A 24,448-nucleotide genomic window follows, 5' to 3' on the forward strand; every position below is an offset into this window, starting at 1 on the left:
CCTGCTCCAGCACCACCTGCCCGGATCAGAAGCGGATCGGCACCGCCAGCATCACCTGACCGCGCGAATTCATCGCCTGCGCTTCGAGCCGCGCGGAGATCCGGCGGGACAGCGCATATTCGACGCCGCCGCGGACGAGGACGCCGCGGATACGGTCGAGATCGGGGTTTACGTCTGCATAGCCGGTGGTGCGCTGGTCGTAATCGTGCCCGCCGACGCCCGCACCGGCGTAGAGCAACAGGCGCGACGATGCCGCGTAACCGAGCCGCGCCGTCACGCCGAAGCCGATCCTGGGGTCGATCGAGTAGCTGTAGAAGCTGTTGCGCTCGACTACCGATCGCCCGCCGAAATCCAGGGCAGCCTGCACGCCCAGCACCAGCCGCCGCGCGATCTTCCCGTCATAGCCGGCGAACACCTCGCCGCCGACGCCGCTGCGCGACAGATCGCGCGTCCGGTCGACGCCGTTGATCGTTTCCTCTGCCTCGAACGCGTGCGTCACCAGGCCCGCTCCCGCCCCGGCATGGACGCCGGTGAACGAATCCGCCGCATCCTGCGCCGACGCTGCACTCGACCCCAGCATCGCCACACTGGCGATAACTACATATTTCAACATCTTGCCCCCCATCTACTCGACGTGTACCCGTAAACTACGGGCTGCACGACGCCCACTTACAAGCGGCGCGATGACACAACAATCGGTACTCATCCTGATCCTCGCGTCATCATTGGAAACCGAACCAGATCTGCACAATCAGATGCAAGTACGTCATGATTACTGCTGTTGTGTGGATCTCTTTTGCGGCTAACCTGCCTCCAACCCGGCGAACACATGGCATCCGCTGAGTCACCCCCCACCCCTGCCGTCTCAAGGGAAGGATGCCGCCTCCGCAGCCAAGGGGTGACGCCGCGCCCTTGCGCGACTACATGCCCGCGCGATGTCCCGTACTCCCACCCGCACCCAGGCGCGCGCCGCCGCCCGCCTCGCCGCCGTCCAGGCGCTCTACCAGCATGAGATGGAGGGCACCGCCGTGCCCGCGCTGCTCCACGAATTCCACAACCACCGGCTCGGCGCGACGATCGAGGATGCCGATTACGCCGAAGCGGATCAGGATTTCTTCGACGACCTCGTCAGCGGCGCCACCGCCCGCGCCGGCGAGATCGACCTCGCCATCGAAAAGAAGCTGGCGAGCGGCTGGACGCTGGCACGGCTCGACAAGCCGATGAAGGCGATCCTGCGCGCCGGCACCTACGAACTGATGGCGCGCAAGGACGTGCCGGTGCCGGCGACGATCAGCGAATATGTCGATGTCGCCCACGCCTTCTACGAACGGCGCGAGGCGGGCTTCGTCAACGGCCTGCTCGACGCCATCGCCAAGGACGTGCGGTAATCGATGAGCCCTCTCCCTTCCGGGGAGAGGGAGCACAGCATGACCGAAGCCGACTTCCTCGCCGCCCTGCGCACCCTGCCGCTGCACCCGGCGGCACGGGGCCTGCGCGACGACACCGCCCGGCTGGTCCATGCGCCGCTCGTCGTCACCACCGACACGCTGGTCGAAGGCGTCCACTTTCTCGCCGGCGATCCACCCCAGGACGTCGCGTGGAAGCTGGTCGCCACCAACCTCTCCGACATCGCCGGCAAGGGTGCGAAGCCCGACGGCATCCTGCTCAACTATCCCCTGTCCGACGACGGCTGGGATCGCGCCTTCCTGCACGGGCTGGCCGAGGTGCTCGCCGCCTGCGGCACCGCGCTGCTCGGCGGCGACACCGTGCGGCTGCCCGCCGGCGCGCCGCGCATCCTCACCGTCACCGCCTTCGGCTGCGACACGCCCGCCCCGCCCCGCGGCGGGGCCGGCGAGAATGACGCGCTGTGGGTGACCGGCACGATCGGCGATGCCGGCGCCGGCCTCGCCATCGCCCGCGGGGGCGACGGGCCGCCCGAACTCCTCGCGCGCTATCGCCGCCCGGCGCCGCGCCTCGCCGAGGGCCGCGTGCTCAGCCGGATCGCGCATGGGATGATGGACGTCAGCGACGGCCTGCTGATCGACGCCCACCGGATGGCGGCGGCCAGCGGCCTCGCCGTCGTCCTCGATCTCGCCGCCGTCCCCCTGTCCCCCGCCTATCGCGCGCACGTCGGCGAAACCCGCGCCGCGCGCCTCGCCGCCGCCACCGCGGGCGACGATTACGAGCTGCTGTTCGCGATGCCCGCCAACCTGGTGCCGCCCGTCCCCGCGACGCACCTCGGCCGCTTCGCCCGCGGCGCCGGCCTGCGCCTGCACGACGGCGGCGAGCCGATCGACCCACCGGAGCATCTCGGCTTCCAGCACTGAAGCGCCCCCAAACGCTTGCGCTCCCCGCGCACTCGCCATAGCCTCCCCCCAGCCGAGCGGAACCGGGAACACATCGGTCCGTGGCCAACAGGAGAAGGACATGCGCGAATGACCACGGTCACCATCGCCATCCTCTGCGGCATCATCGCCGTGGTCTATGGCTTCGTCACCAGCCAACAGGTGCTGAAGGCCTCGCCCGGCGATGCCCGGATGCAGGATATCGCCGCCGCCATCCAGGAAGGGGCCAAGGCCTATCTCGGCCGGCAATATACCACCATCGCCATCGTCGGGGTGATCGTCGCGATCGTCCTGTTCCTCACGCTCAACGCCGTCTCTACGATCGGCTTCGTCGTCGGCGCGGTGCTGTCGGGCGTTGCCGGCTACGTCGGCATGAACATCTCCGTCCGCGCCAACGTCCGCACCGCGGAGGCCGCGCGCACCTCGCTCCAGGGCGGGCTCACCATGGCGTTCCGCTCCGGCGCGGTCACCGGCATGCTGGTGGCGGGGCTCGGCCTGCTCGCGATCAGCACCTTCTTCTGGTACCTCACCGGCCCCGCCGGCCATGCGCCGAACGACCGGATCATCGTCGAGGCGCTGACCGCCCTCGCCTTCGGCGCCAGCCTCATCTCGATCTTCGCGCGGTTGGGCGGCGGCATCTTCACCAAGGCCGCCGACGTCGGCGCCGACCTCGTCGGCAAGGTCGAGGCCGGCATTCCGGAGGACGATCCCCGCAATCCCGCGGTGATCGCCGACAACGTCGGCGACAATGTCGGCGACTGTGCCGGCATGGCCGCCGACCTGTTCGAAACCTATGTCGTCACTCTCGGCGTGACGATGATCTCCATCGCCCTGCTCATCCGCGCCGACGCCGCCGAGCTGATGCGGCTGATGAGCCTGCCCTTGCTGGTCGGCGGCGTGTGCATCGTCACCTCGATCATCGGCACCTACATGGTCCGCTTGGGCAAGGGCACGATCATGGGCGCGCTCTACAAGGGGTTCTGGACCTCGGCGCTGCTGTCGATCCCGGCGATCTACCTCGCGATGCGCTACGTGCTCGGCGACCTGTCCCGCACCATCGGCAGCGCCGGCTTCCTCGATGCGGTGTCCGACGATCTCACCACCGGCTTCGACACGCCCCGCGCCGCGGCCGGCGCGGTCGCCAGCTTCACGGGGATGGACCTGTTCTGGTGCATGGTGATCGGCCTCGCCGTCACCGGGCTCATCGTCTGGATCACCGAATATTACACCGGCACCAACTATCGCCCGGTGAAGTCGATCGCCGCCGCCAGCCAGACCGGCCACGGCACCAACGTCATCCAGGGCCTCGCCATCAGCCTGGAGGCGACGGCGCTGCCCACGCTGGTGATCGTCATCGCCGTGATCGCCACCTATCAGCTCGCCGGCATCATCGGCATCGCCTTCGCCGCGACCAGCATGCTGGCGCTCGCCGGCATGGTGGTGGCGCTGGACGCCTATGGCCCGGTCACCGACAATGCCGGCGGCATCGCAGAGATGGCGCATCTGCCCGACGACGTCCGCACCCGCACCGATGCATTGGACGCGGTCGGCAACACCACCAAGGCGGTGACCAAGGGCTATGCGATCGGTTCGGCCGGCCTCGCCGCGCTGGTGTTGTTCGGCGCGTACACCACCGATCTCCAGACCTACTTCCCCGACATCACCGTCGATTTCAGCCTGTCCAACCCCTATGTCATCGTCGGGCTGCTGCTCGGCGCATTGCTCCCCTATCTGTTCGGCGCGTTCGGCATGACCGCGGTCGGCCGCGCGGCGGGCAGCGTCGTCGAGGAGGTGCGCGGCCAGTTCCGCGACAATCCGGGGATCATGGCGGGGACGAGCCGCCCCAATTACGGCCGCACCGTCGACCTCGTCACCCGCGCCGCGATCAAGGAGATGATCGTCCCCTCGCTGCTCCCCGTCCTCTCGCCGATCGCGCTCTATTTCGTCATCCGCTGGGTGGCCGGGCAGGCTCAGGGCTTTGCGGCGCTGGGCGCGATGCTGCTCGGCGTCATCGTCTCCGGCCTGTTCGTCGCGCTGTCGATGACCAGCGGCGGCGGCGCGTGGGACAATGCCAAGAAATATATCGAGGACGGCAATTACGGCGGCAAGGGCTCGGAAGCCCACAAGGCCGCCGTCACCGGCGACACGGTCGGCGATCCCTACAAGGATACTGCCGGCCCGGCGGTGAATCCGATGATCAAGATCACCAACATCGTCGCGCTGCTGCTGCTCGCGGCGCTGGCGGGCGGGCACGGCTGAGGCCCATGCGGCGGGGCGGGTGGCTGCACCATCCCCCGTCCCGCCCGAGGGCTATCGCATATGGGCCGTCTGATCCGCGGTGATAGCCTCCAACCTTCCGTCATGCCGGACTTGGTCCGGCATCCACCGTGCCGCACACCCATACGCTATCGATTGCGCGGCACGGTGGACCCCGGAACAAGTCCGGGGTGACGAAGGATACTGGGATGACATGCCCCTTCATCCGCAGCTGGCAGCCATCATCGCCATATGCGATAGCCCTTCGTCCCGCCCGGTCGCGATCCGCTTCCCGCAACCTGCAAACGTCCGAAATCGGGCAGATTGCGCTCCGATGCCACCGGAATGGCTCAGATCCGCCGCGCATCCCTGGGGATCGCCGACACAATGAACGGATGCGAAATCGACCAGACAATCACCTCTACTATGGCGACAATCTCACCGTTCTGCGCAACCATATTGCCGACGCCAGCATCGACCTCGTCTATCTTGACCCGCCGTACAATTCGAACGCCAACTACAACATCCTGTTCAAATCACCCGCAGAAACGGGATCGGACGCCCAGATCGAGGCATTCGAGGATACGTGGCACTGGAACGACACGGCCGAGGATGCTTTCGATCAGGTTCTGAAGAGCGGCAACATCCGCGCCTTCGAACTGCTGCGCGCGATGCGATCCTTCCTCGGTGAAAACGACATGATGGCCTATCTGGCCATGATGGCGATCCGGCTTGTCGAACTGCATCGCAAGCTCAAGCCGACCGGCAGCCTGTTCCTGCACTGCGATCCGACCGCCAGCCATTATCTGAAACTGCTGCTGGATGCCGTATTCGGCGCGCAGCGTTACCGAAACGAGATCGTCTGGTGCTACACGGGTCCGGGTTCGCCCGGGATGCGACAATTCATGCGCAAGCACGATGTCATCTTCTGGTTCAACAAGGGCGAGCAATGGACCTTCAACGCCGATGCCGTGCGCGTCGAGCATAGCGCCAAGACCCGCGAGAATTACAAGCCGGGTCTGGTCGGGTCCGGCTTCGTCGGCGCCGATCACCTGATCCACGACAAGGGCAAGGTTCCGGAGGATCACTGGAATTTTGCCATCGCACCGCGTGGCAAGGAATATCTCGGCTATCCGACCCAGAAGCCGATCAAGCTTCTCGAACGCATCGTCGCCGCCTCCTCGAACGAGGGCGACGTGGTGCTCGATCCCTTCTGCGGTTGCGGGACCGCGGTGCATGCCGCGCAGAAGCTCGGCCGGCACTGGATCGGCATCGACGTGACGCATCTCGCCATCTCGCTGATCGAAAAGCGGATGCAGGCGGCGTTTCCCGACGCCGCCTTTACCGTGGAGGGCACGCCCAAGGACCTCGATTCCGCCCGCGATCTCGCCCGCCGCGACAAATACCAGTTCCAATGGTGGGCGGTGTCGATGGTCGACGCGCAACCCTATGGCGGCCGCAGGAAAGGCGCCGACGGCGGCATCGACGGCCTCATCTACTTCAAGCCCGACGGCAAGCGCACCGAACGGGCGATCGTGTCGGTCAAGGGCGGCGACAACGTAGGCGTGACCATGATCCGCGACCTGCATTCCACCATGACCCGCGAAGGCGCGCCGATCGGCGTGTTCGTCACCCTCACCGCACCGACGGGACCGATGTTGAAGGAAGCGGCCGCCGCCGGGCGTTTCGAGGATGGCTTCGGCCGCACCTATCCCCGGTTGCAGATCGTGACGATCGCCGATCTCTTCGCCGGCAAGCGTCCCGAACTGCCCTATCCCGATCCCACCGCCGCCTTCCGCCGCGCGGCGCGGGAAGATATTGCGCGGCAGGATCGGCTGCTCTGACGAAGCCCCTGTCCTACACGCCCCTTTCGTGCCAATCCGTATCCGCACCGCTCTTTGACACCGTCGATGCTGCCCCCTCGCGCGATCGTCCGGGAAGGGTGATTTCGAACGGGACGTGCCGTAAACTTCGCAAACTTCCGCCGCGCGACGGCGTTGCCGAATCGCCCCCGCATCCCCATCTTGCGGTTCGGCAGATCGCCCCCATCCGCAACGGATGCCGGGGCCGCCTGCCTTGCTTCCCTTTTTCGGTGTGTTGCGCTATGGGCGCGCCCGAACTTGCACGAACAGAGGTTGATTTTTGGCCAAGGAAGAATTGCTCGAGATGCGCGGCCGCGTGGTGGAATTGCTCCCCAACGCGATGTTCCGGGTGCAGCTCGAAAACGATCACGAGATCCTGGGGCATACCGCCGGCAAGATGCGCAAGAACCGCATCCGCGTGCTGGTCGGCGACGAGGTGCTCGTCGAACTGACCCCGTACGATCTCACCAAGGGGCGGATCACTTACCGCTTCATGCCCGGCCGCGGCGGCCCCGGCCCGCAATAAGCGCGTGCGGCGGCCGCGTGCCGCCCCCGGCTGTTGCCCGTCCGTCACAGCGCGTCCCTTGCCGCTCGTCCTCGCCTCGTCTTCGCCGCGCCGCCGCGAACTGCTCGGCCGCCTCGGCATCGTGGCCGATCGCATCGCCGCGCCCGATATCGATGAGGCGCCGCGTCCTGCGGAACCTCCGCGCGATTACGTGCTGCGCATCGCCTGTGCCAAGGCGCGCGCGGTAGAGCGTGCCGCCGATGAGGTGGTGCTGGCCGGCGACACCACCATCGCCGTCGGCCGCCGCATCCTCGGCAAGCCCGCCGACGACGCCGACCTCGCCCGCATGCTCGCGCTGCTCTCCGGCCGGCGCCACCATTGCCTGTCCGCGGTCGCGGTGATCGACGCCGCCGGCACGCTGCGCCACCGCCTGTCGGACACGCTGGTCGCCTTCCGCCCGCTCGATGCGCGCGAGATCGCCGCCTATGTCGCCAGCGGCGAGGGCGAGGGCAAGGCGGGGGGCTACGCCATCCAGGGCCGCGCCGAGGCGTTCGTACGCTTCCTCCACGGCAGCCATTCCGGCGTCGTCGGCCTGCCGCTCACCGAAACCCGCGCGCTGCTGCGCGCTGCCGGACTGCCGCTTGCCTGAGTGGATTTGGGAGGCGGGGATCGGCGAATCCCGCGCCGCTCTGGTCGAAGGCGACACGATCGTCGAAGCCGTCATCGACCTGCCGGCCGCGTTGCGCCTCGGCACCGTCATACGCGCGCGACTGGTCGAGCTGACCGCCGGCGGCATGGGCCGGCTCGACGTGGCGGGCGACGAGGCGGTGATCGCCCGCATCCCGCCCGGCGTCACCAAGGGCGCGCATCTCACCGTCGAGATCACGCGAGAGGCGATTCCCGAACCCGGCCGCCCCAAGCCGGCACGCGCGCAAGCCAGCGATGCGCCCGAACGGCCCGGCCCCGACCTGCCCGACCGCCTGTGCGCCACCGGCCATCCCGTCCGCCAGCTTCGCGCCCACGAACCCGATGCGCTGGAGGCGGCGGGCTGGTCCGAACTGCTCGAAGAGGCGAGCGGCGGTGCCATTCCCTTCCCGCTCGGCGCGCTGCGGCTGTCGCCGACGCCGGCGATGACGCTGTTCGACGTCGACGGTCCGTCGCCGCTCGAACCGCTCGCCCGCGCGGCGGCGGAGGCCGTGGCCCGCGCGATCCGTCGCCACGGCATCGGCGGGTCGATCGGCATCGATTTTCCGACCCTGCCCGGCAAGGCGGCGCGGCAGGCGGTGGCCGAGGCGATCGATGCCGCCCTGCCGCAACCGTTCGAGCGCACGGCGGTGAACGGCTTCGGCTTCCTCCAGATCGTCCGCCCCCGCCCGCGCGCCTCGCTACCCGAGCTGCTGCGCGCCGATCCGGTCGGCGCCGCGGCCCGCGCGTGGCTGCGCCGGCTGGAGCGCGAACCGCCGGGCAGCCCCATCCACCACCGCGTTCCCGCCGCCGTCCACGCGCGATTCGCCGCCCAGCCGGACTGGCTCGCCGAACTCGCCCGCCGCACCGGCGTCATCCACCGACTGGACCCTGCATGAACACCGCCACCTGCCCGATCTGCGACACGCCCGCCGACCCCGAATACACGCCATTCTGCTCGCGCGGCTGTGCCAATCGCGACCTCCTGCAATGGCTAGGCGAAGGATATCGCCTCCCGGCGAACGATCCTGCGCAAGACGGGCTGGACAGCAGCGATTCCGCTGACTAAAGGCGCCCTTCCCAACGCGGCGATCCGCCGCGCTGCACCCTGCCCGGGTAGCTCAGTTGGTAGAGCATGCGACTGAAAATCGCAGTGTCGGCGGTTCGAATCCGTCCCCGGGCACCATTCCTTCCTCCTCCTCAGCGCGCCAGCGGCGTCTCCTCGAACCGGTCGAGCAGGGTCGCAACGTCGTCGTAGCGGCTGACCGCATCGGCCAGCGCCGCTTCGTCGAACCCGCCCGATCGCACCGCGACCGATGCCACGCCGCATTTCGCCGCTGCTTCGATGTCATACGGGGTGTCGCCCACCACCATCGCATGCGCCGGCAGCGTCCGCGCCTTCTTCAGCGCGGCGGCGAAGATGTCGCCGGCCGGCTTGGTGGTGGACACGTCGTCCTTCGATGTGGTCGCATCGACCACGTCGGCGACGTCGAGCAGCCGGACGTAATGGTCCAGCTCCTCGCCGTTGGCCGAGGAGGCGAGCACCACCTGGCGCCCGCTCGCCGCCACCCGGCGCAGCAGGTCGGCGGCACCGGGGAACGGCTGCACTTGCGCGAGATAGCGGCGCTTGAAGATCGCGCCGTGGCGCTCAGCCAGCCGCTCCACCGCCGCGTCGTCGGCCTCCGGCCATAGCGCGGGCACCAGCAGGTCGCCGCCCTTGCCGATCTGGCCGCGGATCGTGTCGGCGTCGATCGGATGGTCCGCCTCGCGGAACACCTGCTCCCATGCCGCGACATGATAGTCGTTGCTGTCGACCAACGTCCCGTCGAGGTCGAACAGGACGGTGCGCACCGCCGGCCGCTCCCGCGTCAGCCAGGCGGCCAGCGCACTCGCGCCGAGCAGCGCCGCCCCCGTCCGTGCCGAACCGCGCCGGCGCAGCAGCCGCAGGCCCAGCGTCGCCGCGGCACTGGTAACAAGGCCCGCCTTGCCGATACCCACCGCGGCGCCGGCATAGGCACCAGCCCGACTCGCCGCGAAATCGGCGGCCGGCCCGGCGTGACGCTGCCGACCCTCGGCGGGCGCACCACGCTCCGCCCCGTCGCCGGCGACATGGTCGGCAACCCAGGACCCGCGGCTGCCGAGCGGCTGCGCGCTGCCCGTCGTGGTGTCGATACGCGTCTGGTGCTCCAGCTCGGCGTTCAGTTCGGCGCCGAACACGAGGATGTAGCTCGACAGGTACAGCCAGGTCAGCATCACGACGACCGCGCTCAGCGAGCCATAGGTGGCGTTGTAATTGCCGAAGCTCGCGACATACAGGCCGAAGCCGACGCTGAGCAGCAGCCAGCCGATCGCGGCAAACAGCGATCCCGGCGTCAGCCACGCCCAGCGCGCCTGCGCCCGCGACGGGCCGAACCGGTACAGCGTCGCCGCAACGCCTGCGCCCGCACCCAGCAGCAACAGGTACGAGGCGACCTTGCCGATCACCAGCACCGCTTCCGGCGCGCCGGGGAGCAGCGCCTCCAGCTTGCCGAGCGCGGCGATCGCCACCGCCGCGACCAGCGCCACCACCACCGCCGCCGCGGTGATGCCCAGTGCCAGCAGGTTGACCTTGATGAAGCCGCGCCGCTCCTCTTCCTCATAGGCGATGTTGAGCGAGGTGATGACCGCACCGGCGCCATTGCGCGCACCGAACAGCGCCAGTCCGATGGCGATCAGGAGGCCGAACCCCTTCTTGCCGTCCGACGACTGCACCACCGCCATCAGCTGCTCGCCGACCAGCCGCGCCGCATCGGCCGGCATCACGGACGTCAGCCGCTGCATGTCGGCGATGACGGTCTGCGGATCGGCGATCAGGCCATAGCTCAGCACCATCGCACCGAGCAGCGGCACCAGCGCCAGAAAGCCGTAAAAGGCGACACCCGCCGCGATCAGGCCGACATTGTCGTTGCTGGTTTCCGCCCAGGTCCGGCGCAGCACCGCCATCCAGCCGCCACGCGGCATCTGCCATGGGCTCGTCGCCTGATGGCCTTGATCGTCCCCGCGATTGTTCACGTCGTTCCCCTGCGCGCCTATAGGAACCTAGGCGAACCGGTGGGCGCGGGCGGGGTTCCCTGGCGCGGCCGGTCCGGCTGCGTTCCCGTTTCGATACGGCGCCGAGCGGCGTTAACCGCTGGTCCGTTACGTCCGATGCGCGCATGCGGTCAGCGCCGGGGGGCAGGATTTTTCGAACCAGGGCAGCGGCTTGAAAGCCATGACGCGCGACACCTTGACTATGGCCGACACTCCCGCAGCACCGCCGCAGGCAATCGGACCATCGGCGGAGCGGATCCACACACTCGACGTGCTGCGCGGCGTCGCGATCTGCGGCATCCTGCTGATGAACATCCACGCGATGGGCGATGTGTCGGAATATCCGCTGACGCGCTTTCCCGCGGCATGGAATGCGCAGTGGATCAGCTGGGGCATCCAGATGCTGTTCGTCGAAGGGGCGATGCGCGGCCTCTTCACCCTGCTGTTCGGCGCCGGCATGGTCATCATGCTGCGGCGGGCGGAGGGGGCCGGCGCCTCGACGCGCCCGCTCGACATCTGGGCGCGGCGCTGCGTCGCGCTGATGGGCTTTGGCATCGTGCAGTGGCTGGTGCTGCTGTGGCCGGGTGAGATCCTGTGGAATTACGGGGTCAGCGGGCTGTTCCTGCTCGCCTTCCGCTCGGCCCGGCCGCGCGTGCTGCTGCTCGCCGCCGCAGTCCTGATCGCCGGACTGGGCGCGAACGGCGCCTTCTGGACGCACCAGCAGGTCGCCGAGCTGGAGCGCGGCGCGCTTGCCCGCCCGCCCTACGATGCGGCGGCACAGGGCGCCGTCGCCGCCGAGCGCGAGCATCGCGCCGCCCTCCACCCGTCGCCGGAGGAGCGGGCGCATCGCATCGCACAGCGCACCCAGCTGACCGGCCTGCTGCACTGGAGCGCCGGCTATTGGATGCGGGAGAACCTGACGATCACCGGCTGGGTCGATGTCGCCGAAAGCGTCAGCTTCATGCTGATCGGCATGGCGCTGTTCCGGCGCGGCATCCTTACCGGCGCCGCACCGGCCGCGACCTACCGCCTGATGCTGATCGGCGGCTATGGCGGTGGGCTGCTGCTGCGCGGGCTGCATGTGGCCTTACTGGCGCGCACCGGGCTCGACATGGGATCGCCGCTCGTGCCCGGCTGGGCATGGATCGCCGCGGAGGCGATGGCCGAGCCGGCGCGCCTGCTGGTGACGCTGGGCCATGTCGGGCTGATCGTCACCCTGCTGCGCTCCGGCGTGTTGGGACAAGCGGTCACCCTGAGCGCGCTCGGACGGATGACGCTCAGCGTCTATGCTTTGCAGTCGTTGCTCGGCGCGCTGATCTTCTATGCGGCGGGCTATCTCGGCGTCTTCACGCTGCCGCAGCTGTGGCTGATCGGATGCGGCATCTGGATCGTTTCCGCCCTGCTATGTCGCTGGTGGCTGGCGCGCCATGCGATGGGACCGGCGGAGACCCTGCTCCGCCTGATCGCCTATGGCGGGGCCGGGGCGCGGCCGCACCCTGCCCCGCTCTGATCATTCCGCCGTGTCGCTCGGGGTGAGCGGTCCGGGAAAATAGGACAGGTGCGGCGGCTGGTTGTACGCCGTATTCTGCCACGCCACGCCCAGCCGGTAGACGGGATCCTGCATCAGCGTCACCAGCCGGTGTGTCGTCGGATAGGGCGTGACGTAGATCCGCAGTTCGCGATTGTCCGCCGACCGCCACGCCACTTCCTCGCGCCAGTCGCCCAGAATATCCGCCTGCAACGCCGGATTCGCCTTGGTTCCGTTGTTCGACGCGACGTCGCCAGGATGGAGCAGCGGGATGGCGCTGCCGCTGCGCCAGTCCCATTTGCTGATCGTCGTGCCGTCGAGCAGCTCGCGCAGCAGGTCGCCGTCCCAATACAGCGCGAAGTTGGTCTGCCGCGGCGCCGGGCCGATCGGCTGCCCCTTCACGTCGAACAGGTCGCGGCTGTTCGATCCCCACAGTTCGGCGCCGACGTGCCGCGGATCGATATCGGCGGCGAGGCCCCGACCCGTGTCGCGATCGGACGGCTTGGTCCACAACACCGCGCCGGTACGCGCGTCGAGCAGCGCCGATCCGATGCCGCCGTTGCGCTTCACATCCTCATGCACGCCCCATTTCTCCAGGCCCGGGCGCGACGGGTCGAGATCGCTGACGTGCATCGCGTCGCCATGGTACAGCGGCTGCGTCCACAGGCCCTTGCCCGTGTCGTCGATCGCCATCGATCCATAGATCACCTCATCACGGCCATCGCCGTCGACATCGGCGATGCTGAGTTCGTGATTGCCGCGCCCCGCATAATCGGCATTTCCCGGCGCCGCGCTGTCGAACAGCCAGCGCCGCGTCAGCTTGCCGCCGCGGTAATCCCAGGCGGCCACCGCGGTGCGCGCGTAATAGCCGCGTCCGAAGATCATGCTCGGGCGCTTGCCGTCGAGATAGGCGACGCCGGCCAGGAACCGGTCCGACCGGTTGCCATAGCCATCCCCCCAGGTATCGCGCAGCTGTTCGAAGCTCGGGTTGCCGCCGGGAAAGCGCGGCGGGTCGTAGGGGGCGGTCGCCAGCGCACGGCCACTGCGCCCATCGAATACCGTCAGATACTCCGGCCCCCTCAGGATGCGGCCTTGCAGCGGCGCGACCCTGGTGCCGTCGGCCAGCACCTTGGCCCCGGTACGATCGGGCTGCGGCACCTCGCCGTCATGGCCGCGCCAGTCCGCCCTGGCATCGCCGATCACCGTACTGGCGCCGTCGACCGTACCGTCGGCGGTCTTCATCGCGACTTCGGCCCGGCCGTCGCCGTCGAAGTCGAACACCTGGAATTGCGTGTAATGCGCGCCGGCGCGGATGTTGCGGCCGAGGTCGATCCGCCACAGCCGCTTGCCCTCCAGCGTATAGGCATCGAGGAAGACGCTGCCGGTATAGCCCGCCTGGCTGTTGTCGTGGCTGTTCGTCGGGTCCCATTTCAACACCACCTCGTACCGACCGTCGCCATCGAGATCGCCGACCGAGGCGTCATTGGCGGTGTAGGTGTAGCTCTGCCCGTCGGGCGTGGTGCCGCCCGGCGGCGGGGTCAGCGGGATCGACAGGTATCCGCGCGGCAGCATCAGGGCCGGGCGGCTCGCCGTACCACTCTTGCCGCCGACCACCGGCCGGACGGTATAGCGCGCCGTTGCGCTGCCGTTCGCATCGACGAAGGCGGTGGCGGCGGCAACCGGCTGCGCATTCACCTTGCGCCCGTCGCGATAGACGTCGAACGCTATGCCCCGCGGATCGTCGGCGAGCAGCCGCCAGCTGATCAGCCAGCCTCCGTCCTTCGCCGGCGACGCCACCAGCCCACGATCGAGCCGCTCGGCGATCCGCGGCGGCTGCGCGAGGGTACCGCCCGCCAGCATCGATCCCATCAGCAATGCCGCGGCTATCCTGTTGCAGCGTCTCGTCATCTTCGGTCCTCTCCAGCGCTGGCGAATCAGCTTGTCTCAATAATCATGATTGCATTTCAAATTTTGGCAACATAGGATCGGAACGCCAGTCCAGTATGTGGACTAGGGAGCCGGCGACACGCCGCGGCGACGGTAAAATCCGCGTCGATATCTGGAGGGGTTACGCGATGAACAGCCTGACATGCACGACAGCCGCCGCCTCCGGGACGACCACCGCGTCCGATCCCGCCGTGCGCACGTACGCGGCCGTCACGACGGGCTGACGCTGACCTTCGCCATCTAGCTCGGGCGGCTGCCAGGTGCAGCGCCCATCGGCCGCCCGCCGCGGCCCCCAACAGGGAGACAGATCCATGACCGCCAGCCGCCTGGCTGCTCGCCGCACGCTTGCGACGACCTCCGCACTCGCCCTTGCTCTCGGCTGGGCGATCGCGCCCGCCGCCGCGCAGACCAATCCGGTCCCCGGCGACCGCAACGTCGCGCCTTCGTCGGCGGCGGTCGAACCCAAGACGCCCGCCGAAACCCCCGCCGGGAACCCCGGCGGCCAAACGAACGCTCCCGTCGTCACCAACCAGGACCTGACGCAGCAGGACGGCAACAATCCCGAAGCCGCGCCGGACGACATCCTGGTCGTCGGCACCCGCGCCTCGCTGCAATCGGCGATCGCGCGCAAGCGCGCGGCCAACACGGTCGTCGACTCGATCGTCGCCGACGATATCGCCAGCTTCCCGGACAAGAACGTCGGCGATTCCCTCGCCCGCATCACCGGCGTGCAGCTCAGCCGCGACTTCGGCGAGGGTACGAAGGTGTCGATCCGCGGCGTCGAGCCGGATCTCAACCGCGTCGAGATCAACGGCGTCAGTCAGACCTCCGCGACCGGCGAACGTTCGGGCGATTTCCGCGAACTCGCCACCGAACTCGTCAAGTCGATCGACGTCTACAAAGGTTATGCCGTCAACCTGACCGAGGGCGGCCTGGGCGGCACCGTGTCGATCGAGACGCGCAAGCCGCTGGAACTCAAGAAAGCGCTGGGCAGCGTCGTCTTTTCCGAACAGCATCTCGACCTGACGCAGGACTGGCGCCCGCGTGGCACCGTGATCCTCGGCACGCCCAAGTTCCTGACCGAAGGGTTGGGCGTGCTGCTCAACGTCACCTATGACGACAAGTCCACGCGCCAGGATTACGCCAGCAACACCGGCTGGACCCGCCTCGCCGATTTCGATCATTCGGATCAGAAGACGGTCGCCGATCCGCTCTATTCGAACTTCAACACCTATGCGAGCTGCGCCGGCGTCGGCGGCCAGAACACGGCCAACGCCACCGCGCGCCGCCTGGCCTGCGAAACGCAGTTCTTCGACTGGGCACCGAACGGTCCGCGCTATCGCAACCAGGTTCGCCGCGACCAGCGTATCTCGGGCGATCTGACGGTCCAGTATGAGGTCGCGCCGAACTTCCGCGTGTTCGGCGAAGCGACGATCAACAACCGCAATCAGCGCCTGTACGACATCAACTATGCGATCAACCTCGATCGCTTCCAGCGCTTCCAGCTCGACCCGACGCTACCTGCGGGGCTCAACGGCGGCACCTCGCGCCCGCAGGTGCTGCAGAGCAGCGCCACCGTCGATGCCAACCATGTCGTCACCAGCTACACCACCGCCCTCAACGCGGTGAACATCGGCACGGCGGCGGCCCCTAACTATAGCGGCGCGGCCAACATCCTCGGCGTGCAGCGCCGCGACTTCCAATACAACCAGCAGTCGCGCTACCTCATCGGCGGCTTCGACTGGGACTTCGACCGCATCCAGGTGAAGGGCCTCGTCTCGCATGGCAGCGCCAAGACGGAGGGTGAGACCAACCTGATCTCGCTGTCGACGGGCATCGCCGGCGTCAACGTCGACACGCGCAACGATCTCGGCATCCCCGTTTTCACCTATCCCAGCACGATCAATCCTGCCGATCCCAGCATCTATTCCAACTTCACCCGGCCGGGGAACACGCTGGGAATCGCCGGCCCGACCGTGCAATATCGCCCAACCTACCTCAGCAACACCGAGGACCAGATCAAGCTCGACGTCGATTGGGAAGTCGAGGCCGGCCCGCTCAAGAGCATCGAATATGGCGGTCAGTACCGCAGCCAGGATTACCTGCTCTACAACGGCGGCGGATCGCAGCTGCTCAGCGCGCCCGGCGCGACCCCGCTGGTATATCAGACCAGCGCCAACGTCTCGTACACGACCAACATCGTGCCGGTCGTCACCGCCCGATCCACACCCAGCGGCACGATCGGCAACGGCGGCTACACCAACCAGCTAACGGCGGCCGAATATGCCTCGCTGCTGACCTCGCTCGGCACGACCAACAATGGCGCGCCGCTGTTCTCCGGCCTGAAGGGCGCGCCGTCGACGATCCCCAATCGCATCGCCTATGCCAATTTCGATCCCAACATCATCGGTCAATTCTACGACCTGTCGGGCTTCGACCACGACCTGCTGTTCGAGGCGAACGGCCTTCCCCAGATCCCGCAGGCCAAGATCTCGGAAAAGATCGCCTCGGGCTATCTGATGGGTAATATCGACACCACCGTGTTCGGCATGCACCTTACCGGCAACGCCGGCGTCCGCTACACCTACACGCGCGATACGGGTGTCGGCACCAACATCAGCCGCGTCACGCGCTTCACGGCGACGGGGGGCACCGAAACGGTGATCCTCACCGCGCAGCGGCTGGCGCTGACCAACGACTATCACGACATCCTGCCCGCCTTCAACGCGGCCCTGGAGATCACGCCCAACCTCGTGCTGCGCGCGAACTGGGCCAAGAACCTCGCCCGGCCCAAGCCGCTCGACCTCGTCCCCAACATCAACTGCCTCGACGACGCGACGATCGGTGCGGCGAACGACGTCTGCACCGCGGGCAATCCGGCGCTCGTTCCCTATCGCGCCGACCAGTGGGAAGCGAACCTCGCCTGGTATCCCAACCGCGACACGCTCATCAGCGTCGGTTACTACAAGAAGTACGAGAAGAGCTTCGTCGTCCCCAACGTGACGCGCAACGATGTCGACCTGTTCCAGGACGGCACGCTCTACACGGTGCGTCAGCCGATCAACGGCTTCGGCGCGCTGCTCGACGGCATCGAGGTCAACGCGCAGACCGCGCTCACCTTCCTGCCCAAGCCGTTCGACGGCCTCGGCATTTCGGGCAACGCCACCTATGCCCGCGCGATCCGGACCAACCTCACCAATTCCGCCACGGGGCAGCCGCTGGATGAATATCCCGGCCTGTCGGACTGGACCTACAATGCCAGCATTTTCTACGACAAGGACTGGCTGAACGCCCGGTTGAGCTACAACTATCGTTCCGACTGGCTGGTGACGGTCGCCGATTCGACCAACGGCAACAATCCGGTCTACCGCAAGGGCGAAGGGTATCTCGACGGCAAGATCACCTTCCGCTTCCCGGAATGGCATTACAGCCTGTTTATGGAAATGCAGAACATCAACAAGGAATATTCCAAGAGCTATATCAAGAACATCGGCACGCTGGAGGTCTATTATCCCGGCCAGCGCTTCTTTGCCGGCTTCCAGCTCAAGTTCTAGAACCGTTCCTCCCCACGACCGGTCGTTTCTGCAAACGGCCGGTCGCTTCGTCGATTGCCAGGATGTAAGAAGGCGTCCTAAGGAGTGGGCATGAAAGCTTCCGTGGCAACCATCGAAAAACCCGACGCCGCCGGATCGGTCGGCGCGGGCAGCCAGACGCTGATGCGCGGGCTCGACCTAATCGAGGCGGTGAGCCACGAGGTACTGTCCTTGAGCGAACTCGCCGCCAAGCTCGACCTCACCAAGAGCACCACGCACCGCCTGCTCTCCGCGCTGGTCGACCGCGGCTATCTCGCTTTCACCCCGCGCTCGGGCTATCGGCTGGGGCCGAAGCTGCTGCTGCTCGGCACGCTGGCGCAGGCGCAGGCGGACCTCGTCCAGGTCGCCAGGCCCTATCTCGAGGAACTCGCCGCCGCGACCGAGGATACGGTGCATCTGGGCGTCTTCGACGGCGACTTCGCGCTCTACCTCGACAAGGTGCCCGGCCGCCGCCGCATCACCATCTCGAGCCGCGTCGGCGACCGCCAGCCGTTGAGCTCCACCGGGCTCGGCAAGGCGCTGATGATCGATTCCTCCCCGACCTATTGGCAGGAGCGGTTCGCGGCCGACCAGGCGGCGGGCGCGATGAAGGCCGATGCCATGGTCTGGACGCAGCGGATGGAGGGCTATGCCAAGGCCGGCCGCGCCTTCGACCTCGAGGAAAACGAGGACCAGATCCGCTGCGTCGCCGCGCCGATCCGCGATGCCGCCGGCAAGATCGTCGCCGCGATCAGCGTGTCGAGCGCCGCGCAATATATGAGCGATGATCGCATGACGACGCTGACCGACGAGGTGCGCGGCACGGCGGACGCGATCAGCCACGAACTCGGCTTCGAGCCGCAGACGGACTAATCCTCTCAAGGAGAATGCAATGTTGCTCGAAGGCAAGACGGTGCTGGTCACCGGCGCGTCGGCCGGGATCGGCCGCGCCGTGGCGATCGGCTGCGCAGCCCACGGCGCCGACGTGGCACTGAACTTCAGCCGCGACGTCGACGGCGCCAATGCTGCCGTTGCCGAGATCGAGGCGCTGGGTCGCAAGGGCATCGCGATCCAGGGCGACGTCTCCGACCCTGCCACCGCCACCGCGTTCGTCGCGCAGGCAGTAGAGGCGCTCGGCCGCGTCGACGTGTTCGTCAACAACGCCGGCATCTGCCCCTTCCACGCCTTCCTCGACATGCCGGTCGAGACGTTCGAGCGGACGATGCGCGTCAACCTGCACGGCGCCTATTTCATGGTGCAGGCGGCGGCGAACCAGATGGTGAAACAGGGCGATGGCGGGTCGATCATCGCCATGTCGTCGATCTCGGCGCTGGTCGGCGGCGAATACCAGACGCATTACACGCCGACGAAGGCGGGCCTGCATTCGCTGATGCAATCGGTCGCGATCGCACTCGGCAAGCACGGCATCCGCTGCAACTCGCTGTTTCCCGGCACGATCCTCACCGACATCAACAAGGAAGACCTCGCCGACCAGGGCAAGCGCGCGTACATGGAAGGGCGTATTCCGCTCGGCCGCCTCGGCCAACCCGACGACCTCGTCGGCCCCACCGTGTTCCTCGCATCGGACCTGTCGAACTACGTCACCGGCGCCTCGCTGCTGGTCGACGGCGGCGCGTACGTGAACCTGCAGTAAGGATCGGGCTGCCATGCCGACCCGTCGCGACGCGATCCTCGGCATGGCCGCCTTCCTCCCCTTCCCCGCGCATGCCGCCGCGACGATCGACGTGCGCGACCATGGCGCGCGCGGCGACGGGCGCGCGATCGACAGCCCTGCCTTCAACGCCGCCATCGCCGCCGCCGCCGCGCGCCCGCATGGCGGCACCGTCGTCGTGCCTGCCGGGCGCTACCGTTGCTATTCGATCCGCCTGCGCAGCCACGTCACCCTGATGCTCGCCGAGGGTGCGGTGATCGAGGCCGCAGCCGGCACCGGCTACGACCTGCCCGAAGACAATGGCGAGCAACTCTACCAGGACTTCGGCCACAGCCACTGGCGCAACAGCCTGATCTGGGGCGAGGATGTCGAGCGGGTCGCGATCCTCGGCCCCGGCGTGATCGATGGCCGCGGCCTCACCCGCGACGGTCCCGGTGCCCGCTGGAAGGCGCAGACCGGCGAACGTCCGCTGTCGATGCGCCAGATGACTGCGGCCGAGATCGCCAGGCTGGAACCCGACGCGGCGCGGATGAACGGCCTCGGCAACAAGGCCATAGCCTTCAAGAACGGCCGCGACATCCGCCTCGCCGGCTTCACCATGGCGAAGTGCGGCCATTTCGCCATCCTCGCCACCGGCACGCAGCGGCTGACGATCCAAGACCTCGGCATCGATACCGACCGCGACGGCATCGATCTGGACAGCGTGCGCGACGTGCTGGTCGAGCGCTGCCGCGTCAACACGCCCAACGACGACGCCATCGTCGTCAAGAGCAGCTATGCGCTCGGCCGCGCGGCAGCGGCAGAGAACGTCACCATCCGCCATTGTGCAGTCAGCGGCTACGATCTCGGCACGATGCTCGACGGCAACCGCCGCACCACGCAAGCGATGGCGCCCGACCGTGATCGGCCGACCGGGCGGATCAAGCTCGGCACCGAAAGCAACGGCGGCTATCGCAACATCCGCATCGAGGATTGCAGCTTCCACCATTGCCGTGGCCTCGCGCTGGAGACGGTCGACGGCGGCGTGATGGAGAATGTGATCGCGCGCCGGCTGACGATGCACGACGTCACCACCGCGCCCCTCTTTCTGCGCATCGGCGACCGCCGCCGCGGGCCGGCCGGCACCGGCGTCGGCGCGATCCGCGGCGTGACGCTGAGCGAGATCAGCGCGACCGGCATCGATCATCGCTTCGCCGCGACGATCGCCGGCCTGCCCGGCCACAGGATCGAGGACGTGACGCTTCGCGACATCCACCTGAGCTATGCCGGTGGCGGCACCGCCGCGGATGCGGCGCGGCGGCCGGACGACCTCGCCTCCGCCTATCCCGAACCGAGCATGTTCGGCGTCACGCCCGCCTGGGGCCTGTGGGTGCGCCATGCGCGTGGCCTCACCATCCGCGGCCTGTCGCTCGCCACCGTGACCCCCGATGCGCGCCCGCCCTTCGCAACCGAGGATGTCGTCGACCTGCATGTCACCGGCACGCCGCTCTGGCGCGGTTAGCATTTGACCTCAGGCCAATAAGTCATTACCAAATCCTACAGACCAATACCACATAATGGGCTGGAGGGGTGAGCATGGCGATCCACGCATTCAAGATGCAGCTGAAGCCCGGCGTGGTCGACGAATATCGCCGCCGCCACGATGCAATCTGGCCCGAACTGTCCGCGCTGCTCACCGACAGCGGCATCCACGATTATTCGATCTTCCTCGACGAAGTGACGCTGTCGCTGTTCGCGGTGCTCAAGCTCGCCGACGACAACCGGCAGGCGGAACTGCCCGATCATCCCGTGATGAAGCGCTGGTGGGATTACATGGCGCCGCTGATGGAAGTGGAGGCGGACAACCGCCCGGTGGAGACCGCGCTGCCGCTGATCTTTCACCATGATTGAAGGCTCTGGCCCGCAGCATCGAGTGATCCGACCCGCTCGCGCGGTATCCGTTCGCCCTGAGCCTGTCGAAGGGCGGGGCTGCCACACGTGGTCCGCTCGCGGCACGGCGCCCTTCGACAGGCTCAGGGCGAACGGATCGGTTCCGACGTTCGGTGCCTTGGGAAGGCGCCTGGCCCTGATCTCCGCGGCCCTCCTCGCCACGACCGCGCACGCGCAGACCGCACGTCCGACCGAAAACCTCGCCGCCCCGGTCAAGACCTTTGGCCGGGTCAGCTACGACGCGCGTTCGCTGATGATCGACGGCAAGCGGCAGGTGATCTGGTCGGCGGAATTCCATCCCTTCCGCCTGCCCAGCCCCGACCTGTGGCGCGACATCCTGCAAAAGCTGAAGGCGAGCGGCTTCAACACCGTCGCGCTCTATTTCGACTGGGGATACCATAGCCCCAAGCAGGGCGTGTACGATTTCACCGGCATCCGCGACATGGACCGGGTGCTGACGATGGCGCAGGAGGAAGGGCTCTACGTCATCACCCGCGCCGGGCCGTACGTAAACGCGGAGCTGTCGCGCGGCGGCTTTCCGGGCTGGCTGGTCAACCAGCGCGGCCGTGCGCGGACCGACGATCCCGCCTATCTCGCTGCGGTCGACGAATGGCTCGGCCACATCGACGCGATCATCGCCCGCCACCAGATCAATAACGGCGGATCGGTGATCCTCCACCAGATCGAGAACGAGCTGGCGCTGACCACCCCGGCCCAGCGCCGCTACATGGACCACCTGTACGCCAAGGCGCGTGCCGACGGCATCACCGTGCCGCTGTTCCACAACGACCAGGGTCGCAACGGCTATTGGGTGCCGGAATCGTCCAAGGTCGAGAACGTCGTCCACGGCCCCAACGACCTCTACGCCTTCGACGGCTATCCCGGCGGCACCTGCACCGTGGGCGGCAAACCGACGCGCGGCTCCCCCGCGCCCGACTGGGGCTATTACGGTCCCGGCGGGGCCAAGGGCGGTGCCTCCGCCTCGCCCGACACGCCTGCCTTCCTCGCGGAGTTCGGCGGCGGCTGGTTTGACTATTGGGGGTCGAACGGCGGCTACGAATGCAACGCGATCCAGCGCGGCAAGCGGTTCCAGCGCGTCTTCTACGGCACCAATCTCGCCAACGGCATCGACATCCAGAGCGTCTACATGGGCTATGGCGGCACCAGTTGGGGCTGGCTGCCCGCGCCGGTGGTGTTCACCAGCTACGATTATGGCTCGGCCATCTCCGAGGATCGCGAGCTGCGGCCCAAGGCGGAGGAGATGAAGCAGCTGGGCGGCCTGATCGCCAGCGTGCCGGACCTTGCCGGCATGGTGCCGGCCAGTCCCGCTACCGCCTCCTCACCCGCCGTGCAGGTCTACCACGATCGCAGCCCGGAGAGCGACGCCCGCTTCCTGATGGTGACGCACAACCCGTCGAACGGCACGGGGGACGACCGCTTCACCATCACCGCCGACCTGCCCGACGGCCGCTACACCTTTCCCGCCGCCGAGCCGATGCGGCTGAACGGCTTCGATGCCAAATGGCTGGTCGCCGGCGTGACGCTCGGCGGGCAGCGGCTGGTCTATTCGACATCCGAATTGCAGGCCGCGCTCACCATGAGCGGCGCCGACCTGCTGCTGCTCTACGGCCGCGCCGGCGAGAGTGGCGAGACGGTGCTGCGCTATGCCTCGGCGCCGCAGGTGCGGGTGCTCGAAGGCACGGTCACCAGCCGGTTCGACGCGGCCAAGGGCGACCTGCGCCTCGATTATCCGCATCGGGGCCGCAGCGTCGTGACGATCACCGGCGGCGGCCGCCCGCCGCTGACTTTGATCCTCGCCGACGAGGCGGAGGGCGCACGCTACTGGCGGCAGGGTGCCGCGCTGGTCCGCGGCCCCGCCCTGCTGCGCAGCGCACCTATCGATGGCAGCACGCTCGCACTTGCCGGCGACACGCGCGAGGCGACGCCGCTCGAGGTCTGGTCGGGCGCCAGGCAGATCCGCTGGAACGGCCGGCGGATCGCGACCCGCACCACCGCGATCGGCAGCCGCATCACCACGCAGCCGCTCGCCGGCCCCGCAGCATTCACCCTTCCTGCCCTCGAATGGCGCACCGCCTACGGTTCGCCCGAGGCGCAACCCGGCTTCGACGACAGCCGCTGGCAGGCGACCGAGGGCAAGCCCTACGCCAGCATCACCGCGCGGCCCGATGGCCAGCCCAATCTGTCGATGGATGCCTATGGCTTCCACGACGGCGACGTCTGGTACCGTGGCCGCTTCACCGGCACGCCCGATGCAAAACAGATCGCGCTGTTCTATGGCGCCGGCGGATCGGGGATGGTGCAGGTGTGGCTCGACGGCCGGTTCGTCGGCCAGAACGAGCTGCCCGGCGGCCTGCCGCGTCCGATCACCACCGGCACCGCCCGGTTCGACCTGCCGGACTCCGCGCAGACCCCGCAGGAGCACGTGCTCAGCATCATGGTCCGCAACAACGGCCATAACTGGGATCTCGACAGTGACGATACGCACAAGGAGGCGCGCGGCCTGATCTCCGCATCGCTGGAGGCACCGGGCAGGCGCAGCTTCGCCGTGCCGATCGCGTGGCGGATCCAGGGCAAGGCGGGCGGCGAAGACCTGCCCGATCCCGCCCGCGGCCCCGCCAACAACGGCGGCCAGTACGGCGAGCGCGAAGGCTGGCACCTTCCCGGTTTCGACGATGCCGGCTGGCAAGCCGCGCCGACCAGCGTCCGGCCCGGCACCACCTGGTACCGCAGCCGCTTCACCCTTGCCGTGCCCAAGGAGCAGGATGCGACGATCGCGGTCGCGTTCAGCGACACGACCGTACCGCGCTCGGTCGCCAGATACCGTGCCCTGCTGTTCGTCAACGGCTGGAACATGGGCCAGTTCATCGCCCATGTCGGCCCGCAGCGCGTCTTCCCCATCCCCGAAGGCGTGCTGAACCATCATGGCCGCAACACGATCGCGCTCGCCGTCACCTCCGACGGCGCACCCGGCGACGTGCTGGAGCCGGTGAAACTCGTCACCCTACGCAACGTGCGCGGCGGCATCCCCGTCCGCCCGTCGATCCCACAGGAGAAGTAA

The 24,448-nt window shown here is 67.9% G+C and carries 18 protein-coding genes and 1 tRNA gene; 16 read left to right on the forward strand and 3 right to left on the reverse strand.

The features are described 5' to 3' along the window. Positions 1-25: 25 nt before the first annotated feature. Positions 26-613, reverse strand: coding sequence for an outer membrane protein (locus tag AC4GY7_RS15885; protein WP_491115872.1), 588 nt, complete (start codon positions 611-613; stop codon positions 26-28). 322 nt (positions 614-935) lie between these two features. Here AC4GY7_RS15885 and nusB point away from each other — a divergent pair, with 322 nt between their 5' ends. The 9 genes from nusB (at position 936) to AC4GY7_RS15930 (ending at position 8,838) form a co-directional block, all read left to right on the forward strand. After that, positions 936-1,388: a transcription antitermination factor NusB gene (nusB, locus tag AC4GY7_RS15890; protein WP_443584048.1), complete on the forward strand. Its 453-nt coding sequence runs from the start codon at positions 936-938 to the stop codon at positions 1,386-1,388. Positions 1,389-1,427: 39 nt separating this feature from the next. After that, a complete protein-coding gene (gene thiL / locus AC4GY7_RS15895) occupies positions 1,428-2,327 on the forward strand; it encodes a thiamine-phosphate kinase (protein ID WP_491115875.1) in 900 nt (299 codons plus the stop codon). Positions 2,328-2,435: 108 nt separating this feature from the next. Further along, positions 2,436-4,604, forward strand: coding sequence for a sodium-translocating pyrophosphatase (locus tag AC4GY7_RS15900; protein WP_491115877.1), 2,169 nt, complete (start codon positions 2,436-2,438; stop codon positions 4,602-4,604). A gap of 392 nt (positions 4,605-4,996) precedes the next feature. After that, positions 4,997-6,445 carry a DNA methyltransferase gene (locus AC4GY7_RS15905; RefSeq protein ID WP_491115878.1) on the forward strand — a complete coding sequence of 483 codons (1,449 nt, stop codon included), beginning with the start codon at positions 4,997-4,999 and terminating at the stop codon, positions 6,443-6,445. Positions 6,446-6,743: 298 nt separating this feature from the next. Next, positions 6,744-6,989, forward strand: coding sequence for a translation initiation factor IF-1 (gene infA / locus AC4GY7_RS15910; protein WP_017977808.1), 246 nt, complete (start codon positions 6,744-6,746; stop codon positions 6,987-6,989). A gap of 58 nt (positions 6,990-7,047) precedes the next feature. Beyond that, the gene (locus AC4GY7_RS15915) at positions 7,048-7,617 is read left to right on the forward strand and encodes a Maf family protein (RefSeq protein WP_491115881.1); all 570 of its coding nucleotides are present in this window, start codon (positions 7,048-7,050) and stop codon (positions 7,615-7,617) included. Further along, positions 7,610-8,551, forward strand: coding sequence for a ribonuclease (locus AC4GY7_RS15920; protein ID WP_491115883.1), 942 nt, complete (start codon positions 7,610-7,612; stop codon positions 8,549-8,551). Before AC4GY7_RS15915 ends, AC4GY7_RS15920 begins: the two co-directional genes overlap by 8 nt. Next, a complete protein-coding gene (gene yacG, locus AC4GY7_RS15925; RefSeq protein ID WP_491115885.1) occupies positions 8,548-8,721 on the forward strand; it encodes a DNA gyrase inhibitor YacG in 174 nt (57 codons plus the stop codon). The genes AC4GY7_RS15920 and yacG overlap by 4 nt, the downstream gene beginning before the upstream one ends. Positions 8,722-8,762: 41 nt before the next feature. Then, positions 8,763-8,838, forward strand: a tRNA-Phe gene (locus AC4GY7_RS15930). Between the two features lie 14 nt (positions 8,839-8,852). Here AC4GY7_RS15930 and AC4GY7_RS15935 read toward each other — a convergent pair. After that, positions 8,853-10,703 (reverse strand): YhjD/YihY/BrkB family envelope integrity protein, encoded by a 1,851-nt coding sequence (locus tag AC4GY7_RS15935; protein ID WP_491115887.1) that lies wholly within the window; start codon positions 10,701-10,703, stop codon positions 8,853-8,855. Between the two features lie 199 nt (positions 10,704-10,902). Between AC4GY7_RS15935 and AC4GY7_RS15940 the strand changes: the two genes are divergently transcribed. After that, complete coding sequence (locus tag AC4GY7_RS15940; RefSeq protein WP_491115889.1) at positions 10,903-12,231, forward strand: DUF418 domain-containing protein; 1,329 nt, start codon at positions 10,903-10,905, stop codon at positions 12,229-12,231. Here the strand turns inward: AC4GY7_RS15940 and AC4GY7_RS15945 are convergent, their stop codons facing one another. Beyond that, complete coding sequence (locus AC4GY7_RS15945) at positions 12,232-14,157, reverse strand: rhamnogalacturonan lyase (RefSeq protein ID WP_491115891.1); 1,926 nt, start codon at positions 14,155-14,157, stop codon at positions 12,232-12,234. A 350-nt stretch (positions 14,158-14,507) separates the two neighbouring features. Here AC4GY7_RS15945 and AC4GY7_RS15950 point away from each other — a divergent pair, with 350 nt between their 5' ends. The 6 genes from AC4GY7_RS15950 to AC4GY7_RS15975 all read left to right on the forward strand — a co-directional run bounded on the left by AC4GY7_RS15950 (position 14,508) and on the right by AC4GY7_RS15975 (position 24,448). After that, entirely contained in the window at positions 14,508-17,750 is a 3,243-nt protein-coding gene (locus AC4GY7_RS15950; protein WP_491115893.1) for a TonB-dependent receptor, read from the forward strand. A gap of 90 nt (positions 17,751-17,840) precedes the next feature. Further along, entirely contained in the window at positions 17,841-18,641 is an 801-nt protein-coding gene (locus AC4GY7_RS15955; protein WP_491115895.1) for an IclR family transcriptional regulator, read from the forward strand. 19 nt (positions 18,642-18,660) lie between these two features. Beyond that, entirely contained in the window at positions 18,661-19,422 is a 762-nt protein-coding gene (gene lra1 / locus AC4GY7_RS15960) for an L-rhamnose 1-dehydrogenase Lra1 (RefSeq protein ID WP_491115897.1), read from the forward strand. Positions 19,423-19,435: 13 nt separating this feature from the next. Continuing rightward, entirely contained in the window at positions 19,436-20,941 is a 1,506-nt protein-coding gene (locus tag AC4GY7_RS15965; RefSeq protein WP_491115899.1) for a rhamnogalacturonidase, read from the forward strand. A 74-nt stretch (positions 20,942-21,015) separates the two neighbouring features. Further along, on the forward strand, positions 21,016-21,330 hold the full coding sequence (gene rhaM, locus AC4GY7_RS15970) for an L-rhamnose mutarotase (RefSeq protein ID WP_443584062.1): 315 nt from the start codon (positions 21,016-21,018) through the stop codon (positions 21,328-21,330). Between the two features lie 157 nt (positions 21,331-21,487). Then, complete coding sequence (locus AC4GY7_RS15975) at positions 21,488-24,448, forward strand: beta-galactosidase (protein WP_491115901.1); 2,961 nt, start codon at positions 21,488-21,490, stop codon at positions 24,446-24,448.

This window comes from Sphingomonas sp. SP5, assembly GCF_058313455.1.